10 protein-coding genes are annotated in these 10,120 nt (G+C 44.3%); 3 read left to right on the top strand and 7 right to left on the bottom strand.

Features of this window, described 5'->3' with window-relative positions:
* The 3 genes from A3756_RS27920 to bluB form a co-directional block, all read left to right on the top strand.
* On the top strand, positions 1–418 hold a 418-nt coding region (locus A3756_RS27920; protein WP_197481375.1), incomplete at its 5' end, for a hypothetical protein.
* Entirely contained in the window at positions 411–1,592 is a 1,182-nt protein-coding gene (locus A3756_RS18130) for a sirohydrochlorin chelatase (protein ID WP_068515050.1), read from the top strand. The genes A3756_RS27920 and A3756_RS18130, both read left to right, overlap by 8 nt.
* A gap of 30 nt (positions 1,593–1,622) precedes the next feature.
* The gene (gene bluB, locus A3756_RS18125; protein ID WP_068515048.1) at positions 1,623–2,273 is read left to right on the top strand and encodes a 5,6-dimethylbenzimidazole synthase; all 651 of its coding nucleotides are present in this window, start codon (positions 1,623–1,625) and stop codon (positions 2,271–2,273) included.
* A gap of 186 nt (positions 2,274–2,459) precedes the next feature.
* Here bluB and A3756_RS18120 read toward each other — a convergent pair whose 3' ends face one another.
* The 7 genes from A3756_RS18120 to A3756_RS18090 all read right to left on the bottom strand — a co-directional run bounded on the left by A3756_RS18120 (position 2,460) and on the right by A3756_RS18090 (position 9,736).
* Positions 2,460–2,753, bottom strand: a complete 294-nt coding sequence (locus A3756_RS18120) for a hypothetical protein (RefSeq protein ID WP_068515045.1) — start codon at positions 2,751–2,753, stop codon at positions 2,460–2,462.
* Positions 2,754–2,805: 52 nt separating this feature from the next.
* Entirely contained in the window at positions 2,806–3,279 is a 474-nt protein-coding gene (gene dfrA / locus A3756_RS18115) for a trimethoprim-resistant dihydrofolate reductase DfrA (protein ID WP_068507422.1), read from the bottom strand.
* Between the two features lie 98 nt (positions 3,280–3,377).
* Positions 3,378–3,824 carry an NUDIX pyrophosphatase gene (locus tag A3756_RS18110; protein ID WP_068515042.1) on the bottom strand — a complete coding sequence of 149 codons (447 nt, stop codon included), beginning with the start codon at positions 3,822–3,824 and terminating at the stop codon, positions 3,378–3,380.
* An 857-nt stretch (positions 3,825–4,681) separates the two neighbouring features.
* Positions 4,682–6,277, bottom strand: a complete 1,596-nt coding sequence (locus A3756_RS18105; RefSeq protein ID WP_156490580.1) for a hypothetical protein — start codon at positions 6,275–6,277, stop codon at positions 4,682–4,684.
* A gap of 5 nt (positions 6,278–6,282) precedes the next feature.
* On the bottom strand, positions 6,283–7,203 hold the full coding sequence (locus tag A3756_RS18100; protein ID WP_068515035.1) for an ATP-binding protein: 921 nt from the start codon (positions 7,201–7,203) through the stop codon (positions 6,283–6,285).
* Positions 7,200–9,071 carry a hypothetical protein gene (locus tag A3756_RS18095; protein WP_068515030.1) on the bottom strand — a complete coding sequence of 624 codons (1,872 nt, stop codon included), beginning with the start codon at positions 9,069–9,071 and terminating at the stop codon, positions 7,200–7,202. Before A3756_RS18095 ends, A3756_RS18100 begins: the two co-directional genes overlap by 4 nt.
* Positions 9,041–9,736, bottom strand: coding sequence for a TnsA endonuclease N-terminal domain-containing protein (locus A3756_RS18090; RefSeq protein WP_068513285.1), 696 nt, complete (start codon positions 9,734–9,736; stop codon positions 9,041–9,043). The genes A3756_RS18095 and A3756_RS18090 overlap by 31 nt, the downstream gene beginning before the upstream one ends.
* Between the last annotated feature and the right edge of the window lie 384 nt (positions 9,737–10,120).

Here is a 10,120-nt window from a genome sequence, read left to right as displayed (position 1 = left end):
TGGGCCTGCCCAAGAAATAGCGACTCGAGCGTTTCTTGATGCGCAATGGCAAGCTGACGCGCGCCAGCGATACCTCGACTTGTCTCGAGATAACCAAAAGCTGTGGCAAGGTTTATTTATTCAATTGCGAGAACAAGGGGGCGATGTATCAGAAGCCCACCAATTGTTGTTTTCGACCTATACCCTCGAAGATGAAAAAGCAAAACGACTATTCGAAGTGTTTGCACAGCACGGTGTTTTACTTCGATTAATCAAAATCGGTAAAGGGCATTCTTTAATTAGGATAGGCTTTGTCGATATACAAAACGTCCAACAAGTGACGGAACTAAATCATAAAATTAAACAAAGCATGCACGCATTAAAAAAATATTTTGCTGGCACCGCAAACGACATACAAATGGAGAGGCAATATGGCTGATCAATCAGTGGAAGTAAAACGTGGCATTATGGTCTGTGGCCATGGCAGTCGAGACAAAGGCGCAGAGCGTGAATTTGGGCGTGTCGCAGCAGGACTAAAAAAACGATTTCCAGATATGCCTGTCGAATATGGCTTTTTGGAGTTCTCCGCACCCAACATTCATATGGGTCTAAACTCGTTAATTGATCAAGGTGTCGAAGAGATCTACGCGGTTCCAGGAATGTTGTTTGCCGCAACTCACGCAAAGAACGACATTCCATCTGTATTGACGACATTCGAAGAGAAAAAGGGGAACGTGAAAGTCGCTTACGGCAATGAACTCGGCTTGCACGAAGCGATGATCGAGGCGTTTCAAGCAAGAATATATGAGTCACTCGGGCTAGACTCCAACAACCCTCCAGATCAACTTTATGACACTATGCTAGTGGTTGTAGGGCGCGGAACGTCAGATACCATGGCAAACGCGGAAGTGGCTAAACTGACTCGAATCGTCAATGAGAATATGGGTTTTGGCTGGGCTGATACGGTTTACTCAGGGGTAACCTACCCATCGGTTGGAGAAGGCTTGGAGCGATTGGTAAAACTCGGTTTTAAAAAAATAGTGGTGGCACCGTATTTTCTGTTCACAGGCAGGTTAATTAAACGTATTTACGGATATGTAGACCATGTCGCCGGACAGTTTCCTGATAGCGAGTTCATTAAGACGCCTTATCTTAATGATCATGAAAAAGTTATCGATGCATTTGAAGTTCGTGTGCGTGAAATTATGACGAATCAGTTACTGCCAGAAAACTTAATGTCATCGTTCAAGCGGAGGCTGGCGGCAGGAGAGGTTGACGTGCATCACCATCATGCTGAATTTGACCCGAATAATCCAAATGGCAGCGTGTCTGAAAGCAGTCATTCGCACGATGACTCACCTAGTCATGAACATTCACACGGTCATTCTCATGACCACTCACACTCTCATGGCCACTCTCATGGCCACTCACATAGTCATGGGCATTCCCATGGCGTTTACAAACATATCGGACACCCAATGGGGCCACGAACCATGATAGGTGACGGGATTTGTAATTGTTTCATGAGACAATTTCCTCAAGAAATACTCGATGAAGAAAAAGAGAAAATAGCTAGCGCCAGTGATAAAACGCCGCTTGCGCATCGCCAATAGCCGTAAGGATGATGAGATGGGCTCTAAGTCATGAGTAAGTCGTTCAGTTATCCTGAAGCCGATAAAAAGGCAATATACCGCGTTATGGCTGAGCGCAGGGATATGCGCCATTTTAATGGTCAGCCGCTAGAAGAAACTACGCTCGGTAGAATTCTTGCGGCAGCTCACTTGGCGCCTAGTGTTGGATTAATGCAGCCTTGGCGTTTTATCCGAATCAAGAATTACGATATTAAGCACTCAATTCATTTACTCGTGGATAAAGAGCGAAAATTTACTGCGCAAGCCCTAGGAGAGCGTGAGCAAGATTTTCTCAAACTGAAGGTAGAGGGCATACTTCAATGTTCAGAAGTAATTGTAGCTGCGTTGCCTGACAAACGCGATGAACATATATTTGGAAGACGGACCTTGCCAGAAATGGATCTGGCATCCTTATCCTGCGCCATTCAAAATATGTGGCTAGCCGCTCGCGCCGAAGGTGTAGGCATGGGATGGGTATCTTTGTTTGAACCGGAGGACCTTAAACAGCTTCTTGAAATGCCTCAAGGAAGCCATCCCGTTGCGATTCTGTGTATTGGTCATGTTGATGGGTTCTATGAGAAACCGATGCTCGTGATGGAAAAATGGTCAGAAAAATTCGACTTGAATGAGCTGGTTTTTGAGAACTTCTGGGGAAAAAGTTAGGCTAGATAAAATGAAACATAATTAGCTTTGTCACCTTACTCAAGGGTGATCTAATTGTTTAAGATCACTTTTATATTTTCGTAGGTGAAGTTCGAACTGCAACATCTTATAGAATTAGTTCGTCGATAACGAACGTCTGTTCGAAATTAGCGTTTACTCAGAGGGGCGGATCCTTGGTGGGCGCCACTAACAATCACCCCATGCTGCCGACCTTGGTCCGTCATATGGCTCTAAGTTTAGCCAATACTGGACCGTCAAGATATCTTGCTTAGTGAGTATCGTATGCTTAATTGAGTGCACAATATACCTCTTAGGAGATTGTTCGGATGCGATCCGTCCAACACCATCGAGCCTATCCCAACCGTGGTCATCAAACCTTTCTCCGACCGAAACTGGTAGAAAAGGTGTATTGGATATAAACATTGCAACAGGTGTGTGCTCTCCACTTGTATCGCAAAGGTATAATTCGTACTTTGTCATCTAGGCGTACCCAACAGTTTATTCTATAAGACTGGAGGCGCATCAAGGCCTCTTAATCATTTTGCCATATTTGGTAACTATAATTTATGTTGGACACGAAGTCTTGAGTGAAAACTAGCTTAAAACTACTAGGGATTTTCGGGAAATAGATATTCCCCTCGGGCTCAATGTCGATAGTTGAAATATGTAAGGTATCAACTTTGCCGATTAAGCTGTTATATATTTCGCCGCCACCACATACAATTGCATGATCTGTTATTTTCTCTAAATGGATTAGAGCATCTTCGATCGTTGAAAATACTAAGACATTCTTATCATCTGATGTGAAGCTTGAACGGGTTACGACAGCATATCTACGATTAGGCAAAGCTCCCATAGACGTGAAGGTTTTTCGTCCGACTAAAAGCCACTGATTATAGGTGACTGCCTTAAATAGTAACTGCTCTCCTTTTGCGCTCCACGGTATATCTGGGCCGTTCCCTATGACTCCATTCTTTGATATTGCTGCCATTAGCGATAATTTCACGAAACTTCCTTCGGTTGTAAAATTGTATAAACAGAGTTGATCTCTTTGTGACTACAGCGCTGCTTTTTTGTGCGGTAGGAAAGGGGTTTTTAAGTATATTATGTAGCTAACGAAGCCTCAATAACCGCTAATGCTTTGATGCTAAGTTGAAATTCTAACATTGCTTTAGCTCTCTCAAAACTGAACCAGCCAAACTCACAATGTTCGCTGGATAATATTGGGTCGGTACTTACAGGCGCAGAGAAAACGAATTCTTGAATAGTATTGTGCTCTCTTGCGTACTTTGATTGCCACTCTGGTTTAATAGCGTATTCATACTGGTAGATTGACTTACCAATATTTGAGATGCATATACCTGACTCTTCGAAAACTTCTCGGATCGCAGCTTTTTGAAGGCTCTCGCCTAGCTCTTTCCCCCCAGTAACACTTTGCCAAAAACCAGAAAGAGCTAAGTCTGGGCGAGGTACCCGCTTTAACAACAGATACTGTCTTTGGTTTCTAGTTTCTCGATAAAGAAATACACTGACTGAAATTGGTTCTCGCATAAATACCCGTACTTTGCACATAAAGCGAATGTTGAAATGTATCTTGTAGCTATGATTTACCAATTGTCTTTGAGGTTTCCAATCAATATGTTGGTTTGTTTTTTACAGCTAAAAAATATCTTTGGTGAGAGTATTCAAAGGGATAACCTTTTACAACAGTTTCAATGAGAAAAGAGCGTTTTAGGTCGAGTGTAAGCATTGGCTCAATTTTAAAACTGGCTGCATTACCCTTATCTAAATAAGTGATTAAAACGGTAATTTTGCATACGTACTTGTAATCCTGGTATGTTGTCAGTCGAAAATATCTTGGAGCTAATAAACTAGCGCTTTGTGCTCAAAGCCAGCATTCCATGAGCGTTCGTAAATGTTATATTTAGGCCAAATCTAAACCAAGCTTCAACGGCAGCTAATGGCACAATCAACGTCACTTAAAAAATAGATTACCGCCTGCGCGGTAATGACAGAAAAGCGGACAATGTGATAGTTCGAAAATGTCGGCTGTCTCATCACAGCTGCCAAAAAGCAAAACCCGCCAAAAGACCGCTTTGTGAAGGTAACTGCTATAGTTGTTACACAAGAAAAAGATCTGCTTTTTTCTTCTAACCGATGAAACTCATTTCGTTGGTTTTAGCCGAACTCTCTTGATAAGTGTTTATGGAATCACTGAACTGAAAGAGTCGGTTCAAACCAGTCTCAAAGGTCCGCTATCCGAACAAAGGCAATGAACTTTTCTTCTAGCTCAGCTAGAGATTAATGCCTACTTACTCATCGTTTGTGATAAGAAGCAAGGTCGGTTCTTGAATATTAAGTTATCTATTCCCATAAAATGACTCAGCGATGTGAGTAGTCGTAAACCTTTATAACCCTTTTACCGAAGACTTACCGAACATTCTTTCCCGTTTTTCATAATGATATGTAAATGGGTTGATACCAAACGCTTGAACAGCACCAATATCATCTCTAATATGGGATCGAAACTTATGTAGATAAGTTATTATACTATCCTCACGGCACGTATCTAGATCCAATACATCATTAAACACTGTCAACATGGGAGGGGCTAAAGAACGGTACTCTTGTTGAAATAGACCACATTTGCAAGCTTCTATTGCCGGCCAATCTAATGCTTTGATCTTATTTAGTACATCTTCTTTGGATAAACAGAATGATAACTCGTCTGCAGATCCAGAAAATGAGGCGATCGATACTAGATCTTCGGTCTCGTATTCATCACCGTGTTTTAGCCTGTAGGTCTGCGAGTACTCAAAATCCTTTGTGTTCAAAGTTTGTTGAAAATGAATAGCATATCGAAGCAGGGCATAGAGCAAAGCATCGAATGCACGAGGTACAATAAAGTGACGGAGCGCATGACTTTCAAATAAGGGAACGATAGTGAATGCTTTGACGAGTCGTTGTATAAGCGTGTAGCAACCAGCCCATCCGGTTTGTTTAAGGAACAGAGGGGTCATCTCTTCTAAGCTTTTCTCCAGCACCTTAGCACTGTGGAAGTGAGACGTTAATGTAAACATAAGCATTAGCCATACGCTCAGTGCGAAACAAATAGGGCAAGGTGGCGATAACGCCTGGAAATGGTTGATCGAAAGATATCGATAGGATTGAATTGAAAGCAATCGATGCTGTTTAAGCAAACCGCTAATTAATTTCAGACGTGACATACCATACTCTAAGACTAACGTTTCTAAATCGTGAATTTGCTCAAAATATCGGTCACGATGTGCTTCTGTATCATACGACTGAAGATAAAATGTGACGCTAGAAATTTTGCTCACCTCAACGCCATGAATTGCTCTTAGCTGCTTTTTCTTGCACCAACCTGCTTTGCAACATATTGCCCAAAAATCCGGATGCTCCGGCGAAAATCGTGATGGATATGGGAACGACAATCCCAATTTCTGTATTAGTCTGTCCTCGTCACCAAGCTTCATGCGAAGTTTTTCATCAATGTTAGTGATCAGGTTAGTCAAATAGCCAACCGTCGAGTCAATTTTTTCTGCTAGGGATGCCTGGCCCTCGATGATTGAGGCGAGTGTTTTTTCAATGCGGTCATCCCTACCTCGACCACATTGAGGACAATGGCGCGTAGCAATTTCCTGTCGTGTTTTGGGATATGGGGAGTGGCAGCGCGAACAAGTACTTCCTAAGGTCGTATCATGAATGGGGCAATTCGTTAACCAAGGATAATCATAGATATCGCTATGATAGAAAAGCGCACTGCATTGTGCACAATGACGTAAGGCTGGTTTGAATTTATGGCGGTTTAGATCAGCATGCGTCGCAAAAATCGTTTGATCATTACCTTGGCGTATATCGCGCATGAGTAGTCCAGGATTGGCCATGCACTGAATACGCCAGCGTCCCCATTGACTCAAATAGGGTAGCCAAAAGAAACGACCTTGATTAACGAGATAGTCGTCGGGTAAATACTTATTCACGATCATCAGATCCCCGCCACATAAAAGGCCTCAGTAATAAGGGCATCGTCATAGTCGTGAACAACCGTCAACCGTGGCAAGAAGTCCATTAGAAGAATGTCTAGGGTCGCTCGACAGATTTCCATGGTTAGTTGTGACTCTTCCTCTTGGCAGAATTGATCACAATAAACACGCCAGATGTCGCTAGCCATATTGACGAATCGCCAGCCTTGTTCGACTGCTCGGGGTAGAAAGTACGCGGTAAAGCTGGGTCCATTGTCGGGGTAGGTAAAGGAATCATATTGAGTCAGTATCTCCCTGAGTGCTGACTCAGACTGCACGCCGTAAAACGATGTGTGTTGACGAAAGAAGCGCCCGTATATATGGTCATTTGTCGATTGGTGAATTTGATCTAAGAGTTGATTAGACTCATTCTGATTACCCACGAACACCGACATTAGTCGGATTCTAGCGGTTTCAAATGCATCAAAAATCTCAGAAAACGCGTACAGTTGATCCAGACTTAATCGCTGCATTTCATCGACAATCAGAACGATCTGATAAGTTTGATAAAGGCTAACTAAATCCAAGGCATGTTGTACGAAGCGTGCGGCCAAAACATCCGATGAGTCGGATTTCGATACAGGCACATTGACGCTCAAGCATAGATTGTTAAAGACGCCTCGTATGGTTTTTATATCACGACGATTGATGGAGGTATAGATCACCGGAACGCGACGTTGTTGACGATTACGCAAGCGATCAACGAGACGACGTACGGCAAAGGATTTTCCAATTCGTGCCGGCCCAATAATATAGCCGCCGGTTCCTCCGGTCCATAGCCAACGTTTCACTGTTTCCTCTAATTGGAGCGATGCTTGAGTATCGAATACGACCTCTAGCGGTGTATCGATGAGGGGGTGAAAAGGCATTTCCTGGGACGTCATGATGGTTCTCCAGGATGGCTAAAAGCCGTCTGACTAGACCATGTGGCATTGGCTTTAGCTTGGCGTTTCGCTTTTACACGTTCTGGCTGATTGAGGTCGAGGGCGTCGCCGTTCGATTGAAATGTAGTGGCTACGTGTAGCAGTCTCAACGCATGCTTTGGTTCCTGCTTGTGTTTAAGTAGATAGTGCAGTAATCCCGCTAAGGGATCACGCGCCTGAATTTTATCGTGGCGAATTAATTTGTTGATGTATTTTCGGATCGTGATGGAGTGGGGGAATCGTTGCCAGGAACGTGAGCAGGTTGCTACGCCGATAGGCCTGCCCATTTCGGTGTCGACCTCAAACTTGCGAATATCACGCGCATCCATATTCGCGTAGACATGTGTTTCGCTTGGCGCTAATCGAGCGAGGTCGCCAAGGTAGTAATGCACGCGTTCAAAATACAAATAACATTGCCCGCTGTCGCGATTTCGCTTAATGGGTAATCGTAACCGGAGGCGGAACGGGTTGCGTGGCACGCCAATGTCTTCAGAGACACTGGGGTGCCAGTGATGTTGCCATTGATGCGCAAACAACGTTAGAGGGGAAGATCCGGCATTTCTTCCGCCTTTACTTAGTACGTTATGTTGAGTCAACACAATGCTAAGCGCTTCTTCAAACGTTTGCAGACTGATGGCAGGAGGTTTAGTTCGGTTTTTTGCATCTTCTCGCTTAGGGTCACGCGGATGCGATCCTGTCGTCGAAGGTAATTTATGACTATGGTGGCGATTAATATAATCAAAGGCACGTTCAACTTCACTCCGCGCGACAGGATGTTTCGGATGCCCAAACTCAAGGGTCGCCCCTTGATCAACGACAACAAGCTGTTCAATCGCCTTTGCGTGATGCATCCAGGCATTGTCAAGTGCAATGCGTTCGAATACAAGGGGCGATAAGTCAGGTAAGGACGATGGAAAAGTGGCACCCGGGTCGTAAGTAAATAAGGGGGAAGTGAGTGTCATCGGCTGCCAAGATTGCAGACAGTTATCGAGTAGTGTCTGTAGATCGAGGGCACTAGGATGGTCTGTGAGTGATAGGTGGTATCCAAGATAACACGAAGAGGCCACGTCTACTGCGATTAGTAAAGTCGCGCGAGCTAATCGCAGAGGGATTAATTCATCATTTAAACAGAGAGTCAGCCGTCCCTGGAAATCAATGACCTGCTCATCAATTTCGACACGATCCATGACCTGCAAAGGGGGCTGGCTGGCTGGAAATTTCATTCGAGCTGTGCGCTCTCGTGCTTGAAGCGCATTCGCGAGCTTTTTATGAATATGACGACGTAAGGATTCGTAACCGTACTTATTTGTGGTATAGGGGTAGCGATCGTGTGGCCAGTGTGCATCGACCAGACACTGTTTGTACATGCCAAAAATGGAATGAAGTAATAAGGTTGGTGCGTATCGTGCTTTTTTCAAGTGCGCAGCAATAGCCTCATCGATCATGACTTCGATACTAGGCAGTTCGCTGAGCAAGGCTTGAAACGCCCCTTTTTCACCGCTAGGTTTGAGCACGCTTGGCAGCGCAATAAGTCGTTCATTTGCTTTGAGATGTTGATGGGGAATTAGCGCTTTTGTCAACGGCCATTGACCGTCATGATCCTCGGTAAAACAACGATTAAGTAACTGAGTGATCCGGCCAGGGGATAAGGCGACACGCTCTGCTACGTGGTTAAGTGCGTCGCCATTTAGTACGCAACAAGCTACTTGTTGGTTACGTAGGAACGTACTTCGCACAGAAACCGGTAAGGCATCGACCTCAACCAATGGCCAATTATTGTAATCGTAGTAGTGCGGCGCTAGCGCGAGGGCATGTCGCCAACGGGACATCGGGATAACTCCAGATCATAACTGAGTCGACATTGGGTTAAATTCCCCTGAATTTTGCCGCGATGAAGTAGCCTGAATAAGGCAACTTCACTCATTGCGCGCGATTCACGGTCCAAAGGGTGTAACCAGTGACGTAAGGGGAAGGTCTGGCCTAGGGGCCACTCAAGCAGAATATTTAATTCGTGGTTGTCGGTGTTTACATGACGCGCACGATATAGCACGCGAACGATACGCCACCAATTTAATGCTTCCGTTTCACGTTCACGGGCTGATTCGTTGGCAATAAGTTCAAAGATTAGATTATGTAACTGGCAGAATGCTTTGAGTGCGGCAAGCTTTTCGTCATCCCATTCACCCCGCGGTTTAAGTTCGATAATGTAGCGACCATCACGTTTTAATACATAGGCATCGGGCCGATAGGGCACGCCTCGGTACCGAAGTTTTAGCGGTTGAGGAATGTAACTAACCACGCGAGGGTCGCCTTCTTGCAGGGCAGCATATAGGTACTCGTCATAGGAGTGAAATTCAGCGGCACCGGGATATTTGATCATTGCTTGGAGGCGACATTCGACCGCCGTGCGAAATGCGCGACCGTTGGTATGTTGTTGTGGCACTAAACTCTCAGCGGTGACAAGTCGCGCTAATCTTAGCTGCTCTCGCGTCATGTACACATCCTCAGTAGACCGAAGAGACTGTTATTTTACGTGGTAAACAACACATAAAAATAGCCTGTATTTCTGCACCAATAACCCATACATTGGTACATAGTTACTATACCTTTGTTTCTAATGGTTATTTGTTCTAGTAAGAGTGCTGTTTGGCTAAAAATAGTGGCTATAATTACCTTTAACTTGCTCCAAAATTAGGAGGCAAAAATGGAACACTTATTTGAAAAACCAAAGCAGTTATTTGAATACCGTGTTTTTGCGCAAAACCGTGAAACTTCAGGTTACCTATGCTCTTACACTTGGAATGAGTTAATCGACCATAGAGCATCGCTCTTCAACATTGATAGTAAGTACCCAAGATATTTGGTAAAGCCAGAGATA

The organism is Oleiphilus sp. HI0086 (genome assembly GCF_001635225.1).
Note: the sequence above shows the minus strand (reverse complement) of the source record. Positions and strands in the feature narration are given on the sequence as shown.

Bases quoted from the DNA above. Each gene is read 5' to 3' on its own strand.
- A3756_RS18120 (WP_068515045.1), bottom strand. From the start codon at position 2,753: ATGACAAAGTACGAATTATACCTTTGCGATACAAGTGGAGAGCACACA.
- A3756_RS18095 (WP_068515030.1), bottom strand. From the start codon at position 9,071: ATGTCCCGTTGGCGACATGCCCTCGCGCTAGCGCCGCACTACTACGAT.
- A3756_RS18100 (WP_068515035.1), bottom strand. From the start codon at position 7,203: ATGACGTCCCAGGAAATGCCTTTTCACCCCCTCATCGATACACCGCTA.
- A3756_RS18110 (WP_068515042.1), bottom strand. From the start codon at position 3,824: ATGCGAGAACCAATTTCAGTCAGTGTATTTCTTTATCGAGAAACTAGA.
- bluB (WP_068515048.1), top strand. From the start codon at position 1,623: ATGAGTAAGTCGTTCAGTTATCCTGAAGCCGATAAAAAGGCAATATAC.
- A3756_RS18130 (WP_068515050.1), top strand. From the start codon at position 411: ATGGCTGATCAATCAGTGGAAGTAAAACGTGGCATTATGGTCTGTGGC.
- A3756_RS18090 (WP_068513285.1), bottom strand. From the start codon at position 9,736: ATGACGCGAGAGCAGCTAAGATTAGCGCGACTTGTCACCGCTGAGAGT.